Origin of the sequence: Oceanobacter mangrovi, from assembly GCF_019740315.1 — a bacterium.
GTDB classification, from domain to species: domain Bacteria; phylum Pseudomonadota; class Gammaproteobacteria; order Pseudomonadales; family Oceanobacteraceae; genus Oceanobacter; species Oceanobacter mangrovi.
The window spans coordinates 141,966-161,471 of record NZ_JAHXZR010000013.1 but is presented as its reverse complement, the minus strand read 5'-3'; the positions used below and the strand labels follow the sequence as shown (position 1 = coordinate 161,471).

The 19,506-nt window shown below is 51.2% G+C and carries 16 protein-coding genes; 12 read left to right on the top strand and 4 right to left on the bottom strand.

Features of this window, described 5'->3' with window-relative positions; translation table 11 throughout:
• Positions 1–141: 141 nt before the first annotated feature.
• From K6123_RS21360 to K6123_RS21350, 3 genes are all read right to left on the bottom strand, one after another.
• Positions 142–1,128 carry a polysaccharide deacetylase family protein gene (locus K6123_RS21360; RefSeq protein WP_221801445.1) on the bottom strand — a complete coding sequence of 329 codons (987 nt, stop codon included), beginning with the start codon at positions 1,126–1,128 and terminating at the stop codon, positions 142–144.
• A 3-nt stretch (positions 1,129–1,131) separates the two neighbouring features.
• Positions 1,132–1,860, bottom strand: a complete 729-nt coding sequence (locus K6123_RS21355) for a GNAT family N-acetyltransferase (protein WP_221801443.1) — start codon at positions 1,858–1,860, stop codon at positions 1,132–1,134.
• A 154-nt stretch (positions 1,861–2,014) separates the two neighbouring features.
• Positions 2,015–3,097 carry an alginate lyase family protein gene (locus tag K6123_RS21350; protein WP_221801441.1) on the bottom strand — a complete coding sequence of 361 codons (1,083 nt, stop codon included), beginning with the start codon at positions 3,095–3,097 and terminating at the stop codon, positions 2,015–2,017.
• Positions 3,098–3,343: 246 nt separating this feature from the next.
• On the opposite strand from K6123_RS21350, the gene K6123_RS21345 reads away from it, so the two are divergent.
• The 11 genes from K6123_RS21345 (at position 3,344) to K6123_RS21295 (ending at position 17,307) form a co-directional block, all read left to right on the top strand.
• Positions 3,344–4,126 (top strand): OmpA family protein, encoded by a 783-nt coding sequence (locus K6123_RS21345; RefSeq protein ID WP_221801439.1) that lies wholly within the window; start codon positions 3,344–3,346, stop codon positions 4,124–4,126.
• 100 nt (positions 4,127–4,226) lie between these two features.
• Positions 4,227–5,180, top strand: coding sequence for a glycosyltransferase family 2 protein (locus tag K6123_RS21340; protein ID WP_221801437.1), 954 nt, complete (start codon positions 4,227–4,229; stop codon positions 5,178–5,180).
• Positions 5,181–5,194: 14 nt separating this feature from the next.
• Positions 5,195–6,511, top strand: a complete 1,317-nt coding sequence (locus tag K6123_RS21335) for an MATE family efflux transporter (RefSeq protein WP_221801435.1) — start codon at positions 5,195–5,197, stop codon at positions 6,509–6,511.
• A 162-nt stretch (positions 6,512–6,673) separates the two neighbouring features.
• On the top strand, positions 6,674–8,065 hold the full coding sequence (locus tag K6123_RS21330) for an ExeA family protein (RefSeq protein ID WP_221801433.1): 1,392 nt from the start codon (positions 6,674–6,676) through the stop codon (positions 8,063–8,065).
• Positions 8,066–8,097: 32 nt separating this feature from the next.
• Entirely contained in the window at positions 8,098–9,087 is a 990-nt protein-coding gene (locus K6123_RS21325; RefSeq protein WP_221801430.1) for a CpsD/CapB family tyrosine-protein kinase, read from the top strand.
• Between the two features lie 24 nt (positions 9,088–9,111).
• Positions 9,112–10,167 carry a polysaccharide biosynthesis/export family protein gene (locus K6123_RS21320; protein WP_221801428.1) on the top strand — a complete coding sequence of 352 codons (1,056 nt, stop codon included), beginning with the start codon at positions 9,112–9,114 and terminating at the stop codon, positions 10,165–10,167.
• 33 nt (positions 10,168–10,200) lie between these two features.
• Positions 10,201–11,574: a GumC family protein gene (locus tag K6123_RS21315; RefSeq protein ID WP_221801426.1), complete on the top strand. Its 1,374-nt coding sequence runs from the start codon at positions 10,201–10,203 to the stop codon at positions 11,572–11,574.
• Between the two features lie 178 nt (positions 11,575–11,752).
• Positions 11,753–12,739, top strand: coding sequence for a sugar transferase (locus K6123_RS21310; protein WP_221801424.1), 987 nt, complete (start codon positions 11,753–11,755; stop codon positions 12,737–12,739).
• A gap of 12 nt (positions 12,740–12,751) precedes the next feature.
• Complete coding sequence (locus K6123_RS21305; protein ID WP_221801422.1) at positions 12,752–14,125, top strand: O-antigen ligase family protein; 1,374 nt, start codon at positions 12,752–12,754, stop codon at positions 14,123–14,125.
• A complete protein-coding gene (locus K6123_RS21300) occupies positions 14,122–15,375 on the top strand; it encodes a glycosyltransferase (RefSeq protein WP_221801420.1) in 1,254 nt (417 codons plus the stop codon). Before K6123_RS21305 ends, K6123_RS21300 begins: the two co-directional genes overlap by 4 nt.
• A 96-nt stretch (positions 15,376–15,471) precedes the next feature.
• On the top strand, positions 15,472–17,307 hold the full coding sequence (locus K6123_RS21295) for an AAA family ATPase (RefSeq protein WP_221801418.1): 1,836 nt from the start codon (positions 15,472–15,474) through the stop codon (positions 17,305–17,307).
• A gap of 34 nt (positions 17,308–17,341) precedes the next feature.
• Here the strand turns inward: K6123_RS21295 and K6123_RS21290 are convergent, their stop codons facing one another.
• Positions 17,342–18,517, bottom strand: coding sequence for a glycosyltransferase (locus K6123_RS21290; RefSeq protein ID WP_221801417.1), 1,176 nt, complete (start codon positions 18,515–18,517; stop codon positions 17,342–17,344).
• A 358-nt stretch (positions 18,518–18,875) separates the two neighbouring features.
• Here K6123_RS21290 and K6123_RS21285 point away from each other — a divergent pair, with 358 nt between their 5' ends.
• The gene (locus K6123_RS21285) at positions 18,876–19,493 is read left to right on the top strand and encodes a response regulator (protein WP_221801415.1); all 618 of its coding nucleotides are present in this window, start codon (positions 18,876–18,878) and stop codon (positions 19,491–19,493) included.
• The last annotated feature ends 13 nt before the right edge of the window (positions 19,494–19,506 follow it).

Here is a 19,506-nt window from a genome sequence, read left to right as displayed (position 1 = left end):
TGGTAGTGTGGGGTCTCCCCATGTGAGAGTAGGTCATCGTCAAGCTCTTAAACAGAAGCCCCGTCAGCTAATGCTGACGGGGCTTTTTTCGTTTTCTAGCTTTTATAGAATGAAAATCTTCAGCTCTCAACCTGGTCAGATTCAGTTGAAGCGTTTTTTCAAACGATTTTTCAGCGGAGCAAAAACCACTCTGCTCTTAAATGTTTGCAAATCCCAGCGGCCATCAATACTGATTCTGGGAATGGTATAGCGATTTCCCTGTTCTGATGCGTAATCAATGTTGGTTGTGCAGGCTCCTTTGAAACCCAGTTCTTCTACGATTTTGAGTGTTTCCTGGTTTCGAGCCCACTCCTTTCCGAAAGGGTAGGCCAGCCAATTTTGTGGCGATGCCTCCCAGCTGGATAATAGTTTGAAGGACTCTTCAAACTCCCGTCTCTGTTGCTCTGCTGTTAATAACGCCAGGTTGGGGTGGCTATGTGTATGAGGAGCTAATTGCAGAAATGAAGAGGTCTGTGCAGCCTTGAGTTCTGTTGGACGGCAAAAAGCATTGGCTGGAATATTCAGTTGAGTAACGATGTTCGCTACCAAATTATCCAATCCCTGCTTTGTATCAGATAGTGCCCGTTTGCGGAGAGTCGAGCAGATATGCCCAACCTGGGTCTTGTTGGACAGGTCAAACTCCCCATTTAGAATCGAATCATTCAGGTTTAATTTGCCTTTACCCTGATTACCAAGCCAGGCAGACAAATCCCACCAGGGAATCCATTTCGGATCCTGCACGGCTTTGGTCGCAATAAACCAGGTAACTGGCACCTGGTGTTTTTCAAACAGTGGCATGCCAAGATCAAGTACATCTTTATAGCCATCATCAATGGTGATTGCTATTTGCCAGCGCGGGTTATGTTTGCTGCTGGCTAACGTATCGAGAGTTACAAAATCCGCAAAGCTGGCAAGCCAACGGATTTGCTTTTCAAGTTCTGCAGCAGGCGTCGTCGAAACCGGACTTGGGAAGGCGTCGGTATAACCAGGACTTGAAAACCTGTGATAGCAGAGCACCAATTTGCGGGATTTCAGGCCAGTTGCAAAAGGTGCTAGGCTGCCTGTGATGGTGTTGATCAGGCGCTTCATACATCAGAGACTCTTTTTCAGTTGCTTGGCCAGCTTGAGTAAAGGGGAGTAGGTTTTGCTGAATTTGTACTGGCTTACGGCTGCTCCACCAAACTCACTCTTGAAGCGAGCGATGCGATATTCCGGATTGCTTTCATCGCAGCCGTCATAAAACCCGCCGAGATCAAAGAATTCCAACCCCTTAGCCTTGGCGTCTTTGATAGCCTCCCATATCAACAGTCGATTACCGTAGCCAATAACTTTGGAGAGAGTCTTGTCATCAGTGGTCAATCGTTTTGAGCCACTCAAAATCCAGCGAGAGTGTTGCTCGTCCTGAAGTGCGAGCAGGCCGCCAATTAATTCTCCTTCCCAATAACAGGTATACAAGGTGCCTTGTTCGACGAAGTGCCAATACATGTCGAGATCGCCTGAGAACTGTTTGGCTTTGACAAAATCCTGGTAAAGATCAAAGAAGGCTTGCTGATTCACGTTCTTTTGAGTAGTCAGCCCTTCACGGGATGCCCGATTTATCTCGTAGCGGCAATTTTTGCTCATGTTTTGCAGTAGTGTGCTTTCATCTTGCTGCAAATTGATCAACAGGGTTCGGGACTCTGTGCGGCTGAATCCGGCTGGGGTGACGTCAGACTGGCAGGCAAAAAAAGAAACCACATCACAGCCACTAACGTCTTGGGGAGGAGTAAACCAATAGCTTCGACGTGAGAAAATCAATTTGCGGGAATCGATTTGAACCAAACCCGGCTCCTTTGATGGTTATTCAATTCGGAAAACGTCAGGTGACTGTTTGCAGGCAAACAACCACCTTGCGTGACTCAGATATTCAAAAGCCTATCCTAACTTCTGTGAATTATCTCTGCTTTTTGTTACCAAATGTTAGATCCAAATCTGCTCAAGGTGCGATTCGGTTATGAGTCCAGTCTGTCCAGCCAGCGTTTTTCCCGGGTTTCGATGTTTCTGCAACCGGGAAATCACTGTCGTAATAGAAATTGACCAGGAAGGGCAGCCAGGTGTCATCGCCAACGGCTGGATAATCTGCCACGGTGTACAACCAGTTAAATGCTCGCAGTAATGCCTTGTCTTGCCACTGCCAGACAGGGTAGCCCATTCTATCCAGTAAAACAGCTTGCGCCATTGCTCCCTGAAGAGCCGTGTAGACATAGTTTTCTTTTGGTGGTGGCCAGCTGAAGCTGCCTCCCCGGCGTTGATCATCGGGTAGCACTCCATCGATAGAGTGGCCATATTTGGTCGCTCCCGGAGGATTGATACCTGTTGGGTGGTTGGCGTCCGCTTGCCAGGAGTCATCTTTGAAGCGGAAGCCTGCATAGATTGATTCATCACCAAGCCAGCCCTTGAACACTTTTGCTGCACGGGCAACTTCTTTGGAATCGCCGAGATATCCTGCAATGGCAATGCGGGTTGCGCCAGCATACGTCCCCCAGTTATTCGGGCGAACTTCGTGTGTTGAACGAATGGTTTTTCCGGATGGGAATTCCCGTATCAGGGTTGTGATCAGAAATTGTTTGAAACGGCTGTTGGCATCATCCGGCAGTTTCACCAGATCAGCAGCCAGGATGTAAGCCATTAGCTCCTTGGAGACTTCCAGCACGCGTCCTTTCTTATCGGTGCCAATGGCTCTCAGACAACTGGCGATTACCTCCTGGCGCAGCTTTTCATCACCGGTGCGGGCGTATACCAGCGCTTTAGCCATGACGATGACGTTGGTAGGATCGTCCTGATCAGACAAATTTGGATAGCCTGCTGGTTGTTGTGCCGTTTTATACAGATTCTCCCAGCCAGCGCCGCTCATCGGCAGGCTGGACAATCGTTCTGCATCAATCCATAAGTAGTTTTCCGGCAGCTTTGCCGGACCTGGTGCTGAGTTTGTATCGTTGAGATTGGCGGCAACTGCTTGCTGGGTTGAGTCCAGACAGGACGTGCATAGCACTGCAAGAGTTCCGATGACAAACGACATCTTTTTAACTTTTGAGAATAGAAACGTCATTTTTTATTGCGCCGCTGATATAACTGCTAGACTGGTTTTGAGTCGACTCATAATGTCTCTGCTTGCTGGTTTCGTCTACTGTGATTGAGGTTGTTATCATTAATATTGATCATAAAATATTCATGATACATAATGTAACAGTTTGAAACAGAGTCTCGGTTTTCACTTTTCAGGAACTCTTTTGTGTCTGGTCATCGTTTCCTTTTCGCAGTTTTCATGCTTGCCAGTTTGGCTGGGTGTGGTAGCACCAAGCATATTGGTATGTGGGTCGAAGGTGATGGCCGTGCTCCGGACTATGACAGTGACGGCGTTCCTGACAATATCGATCTGTGTGAAGTCGAAATGCCAGGAGTTCCTGTCGATGAAAACGGCTGTCCATGGGACGATGACCGCGACGGCGTTGCCAATATCATTGATCGTTGCCCGGAAACCTACCCTCCTGCTGTAGTTGACCAGTGGGGCTGTATTATTGATGGCGACGCTGATGGTGTGCTGGATGTGGTTGATGACTGCCCGGACACTCCTCCAGACACGCTGGTCGATTTTGCTGGTTGTACGCTGGACAGTGATGGCGACTCAATTGCCGACTCTGATGATTTGTGCCCGAATACTCCTGATGGACTGGCTGTTGGTGGTGATGGCTGCGCCAACTCTGTCGCCGGTTTGCCAGTGCTGCAGGCTGTTCACTTTGAGTTTAACCGCGATGTTCTGAAGCCAACGGCTGATGCCGTGCTTGATCAGGTTGCCAACTATATGTCCGCCAATCCTGAGGTTCGGATCCTTATTGTTGGTCACACTGACAGCCTGGGAACGGACGTCTACAACCTCGAACTATCCTGGCGCCGGGCCCGTTCGGCCTATCAGTATCTGTTGGGGGTTGGGGTCTCTCCTGATCGTCTGTTGCTCGCAGGCAAGGGGGAGTTTTCACCGATTGACTCGAATGATTCGAAAGAAGGCCAGGCACGTAACCGACGAGTTGAGTTTCTTGTTGTTGAATAGCGGCTGTTGCATTGCCATCAGCCTGGTCTTCAAATCGTGCGGTACTCGCCAGATAGCAGGTGATCAGAGCCTGACAGGTTGTTAAGGAACGGATGTAATCATGACTATGGAAATCAGTGCGATCATTCCGACTTATCACCGGCCGGTAGATCTGAACAAGTGCCTTGAGTCGATCTTGCGTCAGACTCTATTGCCTGATGAAGTCATTTTGATTGATGACGGAGATCTTGGTGGTTTTCCAATGCGTGAGCGCCTGGAAGCCAGGGGAATTGAATGTGTTTACTTTCAGAAAAGTATCCCCGGGGTGACCGAGTCTCGCAACAAGGCTGCTGAAATTGCCCGTGGTGAGCTGCTGGTTTTTCTGGAAGACGATGTGGTGTTATTTGATAACTACATTGAAGAACTGATCCGCGTCTATCGGGAGTATGATCAGGACGGTCAGCTGGGTGGTGTGGGCGGCATTATTGATAATGAAAGTCTGTCAGTTTTTGAACGGGTGTTTGAACGCATTCCCTTCATTCTTTTTGGAATCTCTGGATGGCGGGAAGGACGCGTTCTGAGGTCGGGCTTTGCAACGGACTATGGACGCACCGGTTTTCCTATTAGTAAAGTCGAGCCAGTTGATTTCCTGTTAGGAGGGGTGTCCTCCTTCAAACGGGAAGTATTCGAGCATTACCAGTTCTCGAATCGATATCGCAGTGCCAGTGGCTACGGGCAAGGTGAGGACAAGGAATTCAGTTACCGGGTTTCCAAACGGTATCGTTTGTTGGTGAACCCAGCAGCTCGATTGTGTCATTACCCGGCACCCAAGAAGAATTTCAATCGCTTTATCAAAGGACGCGCCTTTGTTTTATCGCGCTATTACTTCTTTGTCGAAAGCGTTAAGCGTTCACCGCTCGACTGGTTTTTTTTCTGGTACGCTGTGCTCGGGTATGTGTTATATGCAGCAACCCGGGTTCTACTGACTTTCAGGAAAAAGGAATGGCAAAGGCTGAAGGGTACCCTGGCGGGAGTGATGGATATTATTCGTCAACGTAAACTCGACTCACTCTAATGGATGGAGAGTGAATGGCTGTAATTTCGCGCAAGCAAATTCTTGGCGGCATCAACACTTTGGGTCTCAAGCTCTTTAATCTTGGGGCTATGTTTGCTGTGTCTGTCGTTTTGGCAAGGACACTGGGAGTGGAGGAATATGGCCACTACGTGTTCGTTTTTACTCTGGTTGGACTGCTGTCAGAACCTCAGTTTATCGGTTTGCGCACACTTGCAGTGAGACATAGTTCACTTTATTTGGCTTCTGGATCTGTTGCGCTGGTAAAAGGCCTCTTTTCTCGGCTGTGGCTGTTTTCGTTGGTCGGGGCTTTGGTTGGTGGCCTGGTCTTGTCATTGGTTGCGCTGTTGATGAAGCAAGACCTTGGTGATCAGGCTTTCTGGCTCTGCCTCAGTGGTGCAATCCTGCCTGTGTTTCTGGGGATAAACCGCATTCGTGATGGCATGTTGCGTGGCGCAGGTCGACTGGTTGCCGGACAAATTCCCAAGTTGTTGTTGCGACCCTTGTTTCTGTTGGTTTTTATAGGCATTGCCTGGTTGATTCTGCGGCAGGAATTTACCGCGGGGTGGGCGATGGCGATGCAAGTATTGGCAGCTTTGTTGGCAGCTTTCGTGTATCGGCACATGACCTGGCGCTATATCGATAGCCAGCTTCCTGCCGGGCCCACGGAATATCGAACCCGCGACTGGTTGCGGGAGTTGTTCCCACTGATGCTGACCGGCTGGCTGTTGGTTGCTGACAGTCGTATTGGCATCCTGTTGTTGGGGGTGTTGGATGACACTGCTGAGTCGAGTAAATTTCATGCAGCCTTTCGTATTGCTGAAATTATTACATTGGCGCATGCGGTCGCAAATTTGATCATTGAGCCCATGATTGCCCGCCACTACGAGGCTGGTGAAATGGACAAGTTGCAGAAAAAAATGACCCTGGTCGCTGCAATTATTTTTATCGTCACCATTCCGGTGGCTCTGATAATGATTTTTGCCGGCGAATGGTTATTGGCAATGTTTGGCCCGGAATTTATATCGGTAGCTCCAGCCTTGACGATATTGGCTGGTGCTCATTTGATAGATGCTTCGATGGGAGCAGTAACCCAAATGCTGGCGATGACCAATCATGCGGGAGAGGCCGCACGGGGTATGGCTATGGGGTTGCTGATAAATCTCGGATTATGTTTGATTTTGATTCCGTCATATGGAGCAATGGGAGCAGCCTGGGGCACACTTGTCAGTACTTTTGTATACAAGGTGTTTTTGGTCTGGAGAATTTACCGTCTCACCGGTATCTGGTCGACCCCGTTGTATTTACCATTTAAATTCTTAAGGGTGAGTTAAGCACCTGTGGCATAAAATAAGGTCATGGACCAGCCACAGGGACGCTATAATTTAACAAAATTGCCCAGTACTGTAGGCAAGGCAGCGAGAGGCTCTGGCAACTGATCTGACAAGCTGATCAGTTAGAGTAATCTGGTGCCAAGCGGAGCCCGAGGAGCAACCGTGTACAATACATATCATCTGATCAACAATGAGCCGTTTCTGAACAAGCCTTCGGCCAAGATCTTTTTTGACTCCAGTACGCATGCCAGGGCCTGGGAGTTTCTGCGGACCGCCATCAACTCAGAAGAACCTGCGATTCTTGTTACCGGTAACTATGGCGTCGGTAAGACAGTATTGTGCCTGAAGCTGGTTGAACAGCTGAAACAGGATGATCATCCATATGTATATGTCTCTACACCGATGCAAAGCTATCAGGAAGTGCTGTGGGGAATTTGTAGTGCTCTGAAAATCAAGGGTGTTGCGGCCGCCAGCGAAGAAGATGATCTGCATCGTGCGATTTATAAATATCTGGATAAAAGTCCGGATACCAAGCTGCTTATCATTGTTGATGATGTACAGGAACACAATTCCAAAACCCTTAATAAAATTCGGTTGTTGTCCAACTATACGCAGGATGGCAAGTATTCCATTCGGCTATTTCTGTTTGGTAGTCCGGCATTTGTTACCCGGCTGAAAGCGGTTGATATGGAGCCTCTGGATCAGCGTATCAAACGACGTTTTGATGTTACCGGTCTGGATTTCGAAGATACCAAGGAATATATCTATTTTCGCTTGATTCACGCGGGAGCCAAAGGATCACCGTTTTTCACCGACGATGCCATTCAACGCATTGTGTCTGCAACTGACGGAATTTTGCGGAAGACGAATAATCTTTGCGATATGTGTTTGCAAATTGGTGCGTCGAGAGGCATAGAAGATATTGATGTTGATTTGGTTAATGAATCCCTGTTGGCATTGGGATGGGAGCTAAAAGATACCAAGCCAGAGGCCACTGAAGAGCCGTCTACTGTGCTTCCAGCCCCTGCACCGGCTGTGACTGCATCGGTAACTGCAGCCCCCCTGAGTCCGGCAGCCGTTGTTCATCCACAGGTTCAGACTCCGGCAGCTATTCCGCCTGAGTCCCTGGCGAACGAAAGCGGCGTGGGCCCTTCTATCCGGATTCATTCAGAGTCCGGGCAGGGGTTTATGGGACAGTCCGGTGCTGGGCAGCAGTCGCCGTTTGAACCTAATCGACATGGCGGCATGAACAGCGGCATGCCACCACTGAATACTGCCAGCGGTTACCACGCTGGTAGCGGCAATATGTCTGCAGCAACAGGAAATCCGTTTCATCAGCCAGGCTCTGTGCCGATGGGACATATGCAGCAGAATTCCCAGTCCACGGGCTTTGGGGGCAGTCATGTTGCTCACCATGATACTGACAAGGAGATTGCACCACCCAAACCTGCGGAGTCCCGCTGGACATCCTGGCTGTTTCGGGGTGCGGTCGTGCTGTTGTTGATTGCTATTTTTGCTGCCGTCGTATTGAGGGATACCAATGTCGCGGGCTAGATATATCATTAGGCTGAACTGGAGCTGCGCTCATGTCTGACGCTCCTTCATCCAGAGCATATGCTGAACAATTCCGTCAGTTGCGCAATGGCTCTGGCGCGACAGTTGCTCCACCGATAGATAACGGTCTGTCCTACAGTGATCGTTATCGTCTGCATGCCAATCGGCCAGGGAGGGACGTTCAGTCACAACCAACGCCAGCTGCGGAAATACCGGTTGCGGCAGCATTTGTCCCTCCGCAGGCAGCGGTTGTGCAGCCTGAAATTACAGCTCCGACTTCTGCTGCTGTAGAAGAACCACAGCCACCAAAACAGCAGAACCCTTCGAAAGAAGCCAAACCGTTTTTGAAAAAGCTGGTGGCCAGGGGCCAGATGCTGGGTTTCTCGAGCAAGGTGGAACGTCAGTTGACCCGCAGCTTGCGAGAACTGGGCATGATCGAAGGTAACCTTTCGAGTGCCGGAAAAGACCTGAAGACCCTTTATTTCACCAGTTGTTTTGATGGTGATGGTAAAAGCATCTCAGCCTTGTACGCCGCTTATGGTTTGGCCAGCCATGGTGAGAAGGTCTTGCTGATCGACTCCAATGTTAATAACCCGGGGCTGCAACGGTATTTTGCTGCTCAGGGGCCAGGACTGGCTGACATCATTACTGGCCATGTTCCGGTTGAAATGGTGTTACACCCGACTCGCTATAAAAGCCTCGAGTACATTCCGGCCGGACGTTTACCGGTTGGGGCGCATATCAGTAATCGGGCCATGAAAGAGTTGCTGGAGCTACTCAAGCCTTATTACCGCTATATCGTGGTGGATGGTTCATCGGTGTTTTCATCTTCCGAAGCGACCCGAATGGCGTCCGCCTTTGATGGCATGGTGATGGTAGTGTCGTGCGAACAGACCCGTTGGGAAGTGGCACAAAGCGCGGAGGAAAAAATCACCAACTCTGGCGGTAAGCTGGTCGGGATTTCCATGAACCGCAGAAAGTTTTATATCCCCCGTCGTATTTACGACTGGTTGTCGGGCTGAGTCAGGGGCGTCGGAAGTTACAACATGAAGAATATCTACTCAAACTGTCGTGTCCTGTTTGTCTGCCTGTTGGCTTCGTTGCTGCTGGCAGGTTGCTTCGGCGCGCCTATGGGATCAGACAGTGAAGCTGACAAAACAGATATTATTGATCATACCTTAGGGGTGCCATCTGCCAAGATTGCAACCCTGAATATGGCCAATGACTACCCGTTGTTCGACCACTATTACATCGCCCCGGGCGATATTCTCGACGTGGTGTATAACCTTGAACGACGTCTGCAGGATGCCCGTTTCGAGATCAACCTGTACCACTCGCTGGATATTAAATTCCTTGGCGCGTCCGAGCTGGATATCAGCCAGGACGTGTTGCCGGATGGTACGATTTCGTTGCCGTATTTTGGTTCTTATCCGGTCATTGGCAAAACCTCGGAAGAGCTTAAAAACGAGCTTGAAAAAGCCTACGCCCGCTATTTGCGCTATCCGGAAGTGGTGGTTGAAATTCGCAATATCAATGCTCGGGTTGAGCAGATCCGTACCGACTTGCGTACTGCGGGTCGTGGTCTGAGTAAACTGGTCACCGTGCGGCAGGATGGTTATGCCTCGTTCCCCATGATCGGTGAGTTCTACGTTGCCAAGCGCACCATTGCCCAGGTGTCGACCGATATTATCGAGGCTTATGAGCGTTATATGCCGGGTTTGAAGGCCAACCTGTTCCTGCATGAGCAGACTGGTACCAACATCTATGTGATGGGTGAGGTCAAGGACCCGGGTGCCTACGACATCAACCGACCAGTGAATATTTTGCAGGCGATCGCGATGGCTGGCGGCTACACCCAGGAAGGTCAGACCGAAAACCTGGTGGTGTTCCGTCGTAATGGCGATCGGCTGGATGCGCACCGTTTTAATATCAAGGATATGGCTCAATACGGTGCTCATGCGACCAGCTTCTATTTGCAGCCGGAAGATATTGTGCTGGTGCCGCGTAGCAAGGTGTCCAGCTTTGCTCAGCTGATGAGCGAAATTGCTGATATCACCTTCTTCCAGGGCCTTGGGCTGGGGATCAACTATGACATTCCGTAAACCACATTCAGTGTCAGAGATGGCTATTTCACTATGAAAACCCAGGACTATATCAAGGAGTTTGCGATCATCTTTTTCATCCAGAAAAGGGTGATTCTCGGGGTGGTTCTGGCGGCGGTGGTCATCGGTACCCTGATTGTGCTGTTCGCGCCTCGCAGTTATCAGGCCAAAGGCGCGGTTATTCTGAAAGGCAGCCAGTTATTGCAATCGCAGGAAACGCTGACGGACGTGCGGGCGGAAGTCGGCCCAATCTCTGAGGCTGACCTGTTTTCTGACATGGAAATTATCCAGTCACTGGATGTGGTGCTGGGCGCCATTCATCGGGTACAGGCGGAAGGCAAGCTGGATATCGATATCAACGATATCGAGATGATGAGCCGCATGGCCAGCAACATTCAGAAGAACATGACGACCAGTCTGGTACCTCGCTCGACCATTATTCGCGTTAACCTGACCTGGAACAGCCCGGAAATCGCGACCTATTTATTGTCGGCAGTGTTTGAGGAATACCTCAAGCGACGTCAGAGCGTTTTCAATCCGGAAGAGGAAGTTGCTTTCTTTGAAACCCAGCTGAAGTCTTTCCACGACAGTCTAAACACGTTGGAAGATCAAATGGTGGAGGTGTCTGGTGGCACCAATGCCCAGGCGCTTAGCAACCTGATCAAGCGCAATATTGAGCTGCTGGCAGATCTGGAGAAGGATATGACCAATCTGGAATCGCAGCGGATAGCCAAAACCCATTATGTCGATTACCTCGAAGACAGCATGAAGCGCGACGGTATCAACCTGTTTACAGCGATCGACAGCCTGGAGCTGGGTGACTTTTCGAAAAAGGTGCAGGACTTGCTGATCGAGAAGGAAGCCAAACTACGTGTTTATACCGAACAAAACCCACAGGTCGTTCGTGAGACAGAAACCCTGGATCGTCTTTACAAGGTGTATCGCAAGGAAGTACAGAGCCACATTGAGAAAGAACGCAGTGAACTGCGTGGTGTGGAAGATCAGATCCTGGCAGCCAAAGAGCAAATGGCCGGGGTGGAGCGCAAGAATGCCGAGTTATATCAGAAGATGCTCGATGCTGAACGGCTCGATCGTGAACATGGTGTTATTGAGGATTCCTACAAAACGTTCGCGACCCGTTACCGGGAAGCCAAGATTCGCAGTGAAACCGAATCGGATCGTTTGTTCTCGGTATCCATTCTGGAGCGGGCTTATGCCTCCAACCAGTCGATTTTCCCCAAAGCCGGGCGAATTCTCCCCATCAGTCTGATTCTGGGGCTGTTAATGGGTGTGACCATTGGCTTCCTGCTGGAGTTTTTTGATCACAGGTTCAAGCGACCTGAAGATATCAATAACTATACGGGCGTCGTCTATCTTTTTTCGGTACCGGATAAAAGTACCCATTAATCTTGATGCGGCCCGTAATTGGGTTTGCTGAGGCCAGGCAAAAACTGGCGTTGTTGTTTAGTATTTGAGATGTAGATCTCAAAAAAATTGACGGGGAATGCAGTTGCCAATTGGTGACAAGATGGAAAGCCAGAGTCGCTGGTAGCCATTCCCATTACGGAGCCTCAGAGACTGAGCTATGAAAGTACCCGTAGTAGAACGATTGCTCGCACTGTTCCTGTTGATTCTTGCTTCCCCATTGTTTCTTTGCCTTTACCTGATGGTTTGGCTGACTTCCGGTCGGCCGGTCTTTTACGTTGGTGAGCGGCTTGGCTATCAGAAAAAGCCGTTTAATATCATCAAGTTCCGCACCTTGCCATTAAACGCCCAGCAGAAAATCGGTGGTGAGTTGTTTAACCACAAGCACGACCAGATTCGTCCGGCGGCGCAATTTATGCGCGATACCCGGCTGGATGAGCTGCCGCAATTGTGGAATATCGCCCGTGGTGACATGCAGTTCATTGGTCCAAGGCCAGAGCGCTACGAAGTGTACGTCAAGCAATGCAAGGATATTCCGAACTACGAAGACCGGTTTCGTACGGCCCCCGGCGTTGTGGGGTTCTCACAGCTGTGTACTCCGCACAGTGCGCCCAAAACCATGCGGGCGCGAATTGACCGCCAATACGTTACCAGTGCTTCGCGCAGCCAGCTGGGCTTTGGGCTGTTTGCTGCCTGGGCATTGTTACGCCGCCTGGTATTAGGTTCTGTTAACTATTTCTGGAAGGAAAAAATTGCTAATCAGCTGATCAAGGGGCAGCAAGAGCGTCGCAGCCAGCCGCGTATTAATACCAATGGTGCACGAGTAGAAATCCAGAGCTACGACGGTTCTGAAACCCTGTTTAGTGGCCAGATCAGCGACATCAACCACCAATACATTCGCATGTCTGGCCATATCGATCTGGATCATGATGTGCGCTACAAGGCCAGAATGACTTCGAGGCCAAAGAAGTCACTCGGTGGTCGCTCAAAAGTCGCCTATTGCTACATCAGTGTGGTGCGTGAAAATACCGGACGGCCATCGGGTGAACGGGAATATCTGGTTGAATATGAACCGGCGTCACCGCTGAATCATTATCTGATCGATCAGTACTTTCTGCACAAATCCATCATTGCCTCGCCCAACTGACAGGCCTGAATTGTGATCAATCTGAAAAGCGAAAAACGGATTGACTCAAGCCAGTTGGCTCGTGAGCGGATCATGGGCGGGCGATACAACAGCTGTTTTGATCACTGGATCGCGCAGCTGCTGTTTATCATCATTATTTGTTCGGTGCCCTTCTTTAAGTGGCGTGACCTGCCGGGCCCCAGCTTTATGCGGGTGGACTGGCTGGCGATGGGCGGGCTGCTGCTGGTCATTGGCCCCTGTCTGGTACTGAATAAACGCTCAATTTACCGGCTGGGTTCAAGTATCTGGCCAGCCTACCTGATGTTCCTGCTGGTTAATCTGATTTCCGCACTGATTTCACCCTTCCCGGGGCCCTCGGTGAGCGGAATGATGATGCTGGTACAGGGGTTTGTGCTGGTGACCATGACCGTGCTGGTGGTGAACCCGGTTAGCCTGCAAGGCAGTTTGTACTGGTCGATTGCCTGGAGTACCGGTATCGGTGCACTGTTGGCCTGTTTCGGCTATTTTGGCGGTATGGAGCAATTCCAGCAGGAAGATTCCAACCGTGGCGTAGGGGCAACTCTCAGCTCCAACAACATGGCTATCATGTGTATTTTCGCTTATCCGCTGGTGGTCTACGGAGCGATTTATGCCAAAAGCAATCTAGGCAAGATCGTGGGCTGGATTTTCACCCTGTTTGTGGTGGGGGGGATTGTTTCAACCCTGTCGCGGGCGGGCTTTCTGGTGATGATGCTGACCTCTGTGGTGTTGCTGAACCAGTACAAAAACAAGTTTCAGGTGCGTTATTTTGGTCTGGTAATTGCGGGCGTCAGTGTCTTTTCGGTGGCCGTGGTGCTGTTTATTCCGGAAGACTTCGTTGAGCGACAGATGTCACTGGTCAGTGATGAACCTGCCCAGGACCGTTCGCTCGACCGTCGTTCGTCGTATGTCACGGTAGCAGTCAGGGCATTTGAAGAGCATCCGGTGATCGGAACCGGACCAGACACTTTCAAGGAAAACTGGATCAGGTCGGTTGAAACCCGCTTTTTCGACATGGACCGGCGGCCGGCTCACAACACCTACCTGGAAGTTGCTGTGGGGACTGGCACACTGGGGCTGTTTGCCTTTTTCTACTTGCTCTGGCGAATGTATTCAAACTTTGCTTCAGCAGAAAAAAATTTGCGGGAACACGGTCTGGAGGCTGAATCCCAGCTTGCGGCGGCACTCAAAATGTCGCTGGTGGGGGTGTGCCTGTACTTCTTTTTCAAAAGCGGTCTGGAACACAAGTATTTCCTGCTACTGATTGGTTTGGCAGGAACCATCAAATATTACGAAGAATTCAAGCTGGAAGAACATCGCATGAAGCTGGCGGGAGAGCTGCCCGATGATCGCAAGGAGGGAGCATGAACACCGCTGTACCTATGCGAGTCGGTATTCTGATTGCCACTCTGGAAGTTGGTGGCGCAGAACGGATGGCACTGGCGGTCGCCCGTGCCCTCCTCGATGCAGGGCTGGACGTGCGGTTCTATTGCATGGACCCAGGTGGCCAAATGCCGCTGCCAGGGACTCCCGAACAGCAGCGTCAACTGGCCGAACGGATTGTGGTGCTGGGAGATGGCAAGTCTGGCTCGACGCTCAAAAAGGCACTGGCCTTTCCGCGTATGCATCGACGTTTTTGTCGCCATGTGGAAGATGACCAGCTCAATCTGGTCATCAGTTTTATGGAGCGGGCCAATATTCTGAATTTGCTTGGCAGTCGCAAGGTGCCGCGGATTATTTCGATACGCAAGCACCTGTCGATGGCTTTGGCGGATAAGGACCCACTCAAACGTTGGCTGGTTAAACGCGGTTATGCCTTACTGCTGGGGCGCGCCAGTAATATCAATCTGAATTCCAGTGAAGCGGCTGAAGACCTGTTGCAATGGTTTCCGGTTGTAAAGCCAAAGCTGTCGGTGATCAATAATTTTTTTGAGCCATTGATGCTGCAAAAGGGCAAGGACCCCCTGACGACCGAAGAACAACAGCTGTTAGAGGGAACCAGTATTCTGAGCTGTGGTCGATTGGCGGCAGTGAAACGACAGGATGCCCTGATCCGTGCTTTTGCCGATGTTGCCACTCGTCATCCTGATGCCCGTTTAATTATTGTTGGGGATGGCCCCAAGCGGGCAGAGCTGCAGCAGTTGGTGGACCAGCTGGGGTTGCAGCAGCGTGTGCATTTGGTGGGGTTCAAAGCCAATCCGTACGCCTGGATCAGCCGCTGCAAGCTGTTTGTTTTATCGTCGCGGGCGGAGGGTTTTCCCAATGCCTTGCTGGAAGCCATGGCGCTGGGCCGACCAGTGATAGCTGCCGATTGTCGTTCTGGACCACGCGAACTGCTGGCTCCTGAAACGCAGGCATCGGTCAAAACCACTGCAGTGGATATGGCCAGTTTTGGTGTGCTGACTGCACCACTGGAAGGGCCGTTAACCACGGCGCTGGTAATGTCAGATTCTGAAAAATCGCTCGCGGATGCCATTGAGCGAATGCTAAATAACAATACATTATGTGAAACATATCAACAGAAGTCTCTACAGCGCGCGGCAGATTTTTCGCGTGACGTCATACTGGGTCAATGGCTGGTGCTGGCCAACAAGGTGGTTGCCAGCAGTCTACACTGACAGACGTTAGCCTGATCTTCAGGCCTCTTTGCTCGTGACGGATATCTGTGAATACAGGGAAGTAGTTCAAGGGTTAATTACCGGGGATACAGGCAAGTGTACGTTCAATATTTTGGTCTTCGTGAAGAACCGTTTGGTCAATTTGGCCAGACGCCGTGTATCTATAATGCGGCCAGCTTTTCCTACAGCCTGGAGGCACTGGCCGACATGCTGCGGCGTGGCATGGGCCCTGGTTGTCTGATTGGCGAGCCGGGCTCTGGCAAGTCTCTGCTGCTGGACAGTCTCAAACAGCGGTTGGCTACGGAAGGTCATCTGGTTGTGGTCGCTACGGAGCATTCGCTGGTGACCCAGCAAATTCTGTTTGAAATGGCACATCAGTTAGGCATTGGTCAGACCACAGGGATTGGTACCGATGGATTATTCGAACTGGTAGCCAATACGCTGGTGGCCCTGGCTCCCAAACGCCGTATGGTGCTGTTGCTGGATGATGCGGACCAGCTCTCTGCTGACGCCTGGTCGATGATTATCAGCCTGACGATGGCTGAGCGGCAGGGCGTGCGTCTGTTTCCCTCCGTGCTGGTCTCCCGTCAGGTGCTCGACAGTGGCGACTGGCTGGTGCAAATGCGCCTGGGGCAATATTCCTTGCCCGAGTGCAAGGCTTATGTTCAAACCCGTCTGCAGCATGTTGGGGCCAGATCTGCGATTTTTACCGATCAGGCGCTGGAGCGGCTGTATTTCTACAGTGCCGGGATTCCGGAACAAATCAATCTGATCTGTCAGCAAGCCATGACCACTGCCTGCTGGCACGGGTTGGCCGGGGTGGATGAAGCCTTGCTCGATTCTGTGGCGTCGAACATGCAAGTGCCAACGTCAGTACCCTATGAAAACGAGGAAGATGACGACGAGGAAGAACCTGGCTGGATGGAGCGTTCGATGGCCTGGTTGACGGATCATCCGAAAGGCGCTCGCTGGGTTATCAGTGGCTCTGTGGCGGCTCTGGTCGTGTTTGCAATTTACAGCTACACAGCCAATGACTCTCGCCTGATTGTGGCGCCGGAACTGATGCAGTCATTGGATGATCAGCCTGCCAAAAAACGCGATTCGCTGCAGATTTTTGAATCCTCATCGACGGCCAAACCTCAGCCTGACAAGGTTGTAGCCAAGGCAGCTGATGCTGCTCAGCAAAAGGAACAATCATCAGAAACCCGTTCGTTGGCAGAAGGCCTGATTGCCAGTTTGTCTGAGAAGGTGGATAACCAGGCCAAGGCTGTTAAACAGACAATCGCGTCAGTTACTCACAGTAGTCAGTCAGCGGCTTCACAATCACCGGCTGCTCAATCACCAGCTGCGCAGTCACGTCCTTCACAGCCATCTGAAGCTCAAACACAATCCGCTGCGACTCAATCGACGGTCAGCAAACCAACAGCCGCAGTGACTAGCAGGCCCGAGCCCAGTATGGCGGCCGTGATGAGTGGCAACACCGTCATTCCATTTCCGATTGATGGCCAGTCACAAGGGCAATGGCATTCGCTGGCGCTTAACCGAACCGTCGCCCAAATGGCGAAAACCCGCTACGGCGCCTGGAATGACAGCCTCAAGGATATCCTGATGGCGGCCAATCCGCAGATTCGCAATATCGACGATATTGAAACCGGCGAAAAAGTTCATTTACCGGATATCACCGCCCGTACGCTGCTGATTCGTAATGAATATGGCCAATACTTTTTCTATTACGGCAGTTCAGCCAAACATGAAACGGCTCTGGAAATTCGTTCACGGCTGTTGAAAGACGGTTACCAGGCGACCATTCAGACTAATGGCAGCCGTGATCGTATGTGGCGTGTGTTTGCTGGACCGTTCAAAGACAAGCAGGAAGCCTGGAACTCCATGGCCGGTATGGAAATCGGTTTTATTCCCTACCTGTTTGGCTGAAAGTGGCTCTTGTGCCAACGGGTCCGGATTACGCTTAACCGGACTTCTTCGGCTCCCAGCGAATTGGCTGGTGTCCTGACAGAAAATCCATCATGCCCAGCAATGTTCCCAGATTCCCCAGCGCAAAATAGAAAGATACGGACAGTATCTTGTTGAGTGGGCCGAGTGGCAGTTTTTTGCCATCAAGCAGCCAGTGCAACAGTGCAGCGCCATAAATCCCCAGTTGTGGCAGCAGTAACAGCAATAACCATGGCTGTTGCCAGCACAGGGCTGCGGAGCTGAGTAACAGCAACAGCAGAAACACCGGCAGCAAGCGGCGCATTACCTTGTTGATAAACAGGCCGACGGCAATTTGCCAGCTGGTGCGGGCTGGATTCAAGACCACACGATTAAGCCAGATACCACGCAAGGAACGGTTCACAATACGGCGTCGACGGGACAGCTCATGGCCGGAATCGCGCGATGGTGTGCGGATATAGGCTTTGGCTTCGGGCTCAAAGCGAAACTTCCAGCCTTGCGCCAGTACGGTCAGACAGACGTACAGATCATCGGTGACCGCTGCTGCGACACCCTGAAACAGGGAGCGGCGAATCGCATAAATCTTGCCATCGTTAGAGGTGACGCTGCCCCAGGCCGATTCGAGCATTTTGACCTTGCTGTCGGCATCAATATAGGTTGATTGGGCACTTTGCAGCTGACCACTGACGTCCCCGATCAGCCGCTGACCACCGACACCACCAATACGCGGATCAGCAAAATGACGTGCCAACTTGCGGGCAGCCTGAGGTTCGAGCATGGCATCGGCATCGGTGAACAATACAACATCACCACGACAGTGGGGCATGCCGGTATTCAGGGCTTCGTGTTTGCCCTTGTGCTCGGACAGTTCCCAGGCATGCAGCTGTGGGCTATCGATGGATTTGAGTACCGCCATAGTGCCGTCGTTGGAGCCATCCGAAACCACCACGACTTCGAGCTTGTCGTGGGGGTAATCCAGCTCCAGACAATTACGGACTTTCTGTTCGATCAGGTGTTCGCCGTTACGTACGGCAATCAGTACTGAGAGACGGGGCAGGCCAGAGTCTGGTAAATCGACAATATCTGCTCGTTTCGGCAAGCGCTGGCGGTAGAGCCAGAGGAACAGGGGATAACCAACAAACACCGCCGCAATCGCCACTATCGAAAAATACAACAGAATCCAGCCAATCATGATTTAACTATCCATCGTTAGGCGTCTTGTCTGACGCTGACCATTGCGGAGGCGGGTAAGCCGGAACAAACCCGGTATGGGGTCATTTTTAACGGCCCGTCTAAAGGCGTCAATGGCTATATCAGGAGTGGTACCGCCGGAGGTAATGATAAAAGGATAGAGCCAAAGTAAATGTCAGTATGTATGTAAAATAACCGCAACTTATTTAAATGTGTTTTTCTGAGCCAAAATTGGATTTTCTCCTCCTTAGGTTGCCTTGTTGCCGTCCGAGCTGTAGCAGTAGATTGCGGCGTCGGAGATTATATTCCGACCACTGCCTTCCGGTATTCACACAACAATAACAGCGTACGGAATCAGCATGTATCAGGTAATTATTGCGGACGACCATCCATTATTCCGGCGCGCCATGCGTGAAGCATTGGCTGAAACCGGCGAACCCTGTGTTATTTCAGAAGCCTGTGACCTCCCAGCGGCCTGGTCGGAGCTGACGGATCTGGGGGCGGATTTATTGTTGCTGGATTTACGGATGCCCGGCATGGATGGCCTGATGGGGTTAATGCGGTTACGTGCGGAGTTTCCAGGGCTGGCGATCGTGGTCGTGAGTGCCTCCGAAGACGCCTGTGTGATCGCCCAGGTCAAGCAATTAGGCGCTATGGGATATATCCACAAGTCTGCGCCAATGGAACAGATCACTGCTGCACTCAACGATGTTTTTATGGGCAAGCTGAGCTTTCCGGACACCAGTCCGCTGGCTGATCAGTCAACCGCCGCCCGGCAGCTGCAGTCGATGACGCCGCAACAATTGCGGGTGTTACAGCTGATCGCCGAAGGGGCGCTTAACAAGCAGATCGGTTATATCCTCAATATCAAGGAAACTACCGTCAAATCCCATATCAGCGATATCTTCCGCAAGCTGGAGATTAATAACCGCACCCAGGCGGCGCTGCTGGTACAGCAGCTACAGGTGCCGGATTAATTTTCTCTCTGCC

Bases quoted from the DNA above. Each gene is read 5' to 3' on its own strand.
- K6123_RS21360 (WP_221801445.1), bottom strand. From the start codon at position 1,128: ATGAAGCGCCTGATCAACACCATCACAGGCAGCCTAGCACCTTTTGCA.
- K6123_RS21350 (WP_221801441.1), bottom strand. From the start codon at position 3,097: ATGTCGTTTGTCATCGGAACTCTTGCAGTGCTATGCACGTCCTGTCTG.
- K6123_RS21345 (WP_221801439.1), top strand. From the start codon at position 3,344: ATGCTTGCCAGTTTGGCTGGGTGTGGTAGCACCAAGCATATTGGTATG.
- K6123_RS21340 (WP_221801437.1), top strand. From the start codon at position 4,227: ATGACTATGGAAATCAGTGCGATCATTCCGACTTATCACCGGCCGGTA.
- K6123_RS21335 (WP_221801435.1), top strand. From the start codon at position 5,195: ATGGCTGTAATTTCGCGCAAGCAAATTCTTGGCGGCATCAACACTTTG.
- K6123_RS21325 (WP_221801430.1), top strand. From the start codon at position 8,098: ATGTCTGACGCTCCTTCATCCAGAGCATATGCTGAACAATTCCGTCAG.
- K6123_RS21320 (WP_221801428.1), top strand. From the start codon at position 9,112: ATGAAGAATATCTACTCAAACTGTCGTGTCCTGTTTGTCTGCCTGTTG.
- K6123_RS21315 (WP_221801426.1), top strand. From the start codon at position 10,201: ATGAAAACCCAGGACTATATCAAGGAGTTTGCGATCATCTTTTTCATC.
- K6123_RS21310 (WP_221801424.1), top strand. From the start codon at position 11,753: ATGAAAGTACCCGTAGTAGAACGATTGCTCGCACTGTTCCTGTTGATT.
- K6123_RS21300 (WP_221801420.1), top strand. From the start codon at position 14,122: ATGAACACCGCTGTACCTATGCGAGTCGGTATTCTGATTGCCACTCTG.
- K6123_RS21290 (WP_221801417.1), bottom strand. From the start codon at position 18,517: ATGATTGGCTGGATTCTGTTGTATTTTTCGATAGTGGCGATTGCGGCG.
- K6123_RS21285 (WP_221801415.1), top strand. From the start codon at position 18,876: ATGTATCAGGTAATTATTGCGGACGACCATCCATTATTCCGGCGCGCC.